The following is a 219-nucleotide window of genomic DNA, read 5'->3' as shown; positions in this document are numbered from 1 at the left end:
CAATCAGAATGTCTTTAACACCGCGATTTTGCAGGTCGCTTAATACCGACAGCCAGAAGTTAGCCCCCTCACTTTCTGACAGATACAGGCCCAGAACTTCCTTTTTACCTTCCAGATTCAGGGCCAGCACGGTGTAAACCGCTTTGCTCTGATAGCGGCCATCTTCCCGGATTTTATAGTGAATAGCGTCCAGCCAGACGAAGGGATAAACCTGCTCCA

Annotated in this window: 1 protein-coding gene; it reads right to left on the bottom strand. The window is 49.3% G+C overall.

What is annotated here, in order from left to right; translation table 11 throughout:
• The coding region (locus Dpoa2040_RS01080) for a transposase (RefSeq protein ID WP_210423771.1) at positions 1-219 on the bottom strand (219 nt) is incomplete at both ends.

It is taken from the genome of Dickeya sp. CFBP 2040 (assembly GCF_012273755.1).
Lineage (GTDB): Bacteria > Pseudomonadota > Gammaproteobacteria > Enterobacterales > Enterobacteriaceae > Dickeya > Dickeya poaceiphila.
The sequence above is the reverse complement of the archived record's forward strand: the minus strand, read 5'-3'. Positions and strand labels throughout refer to the sequence as shown.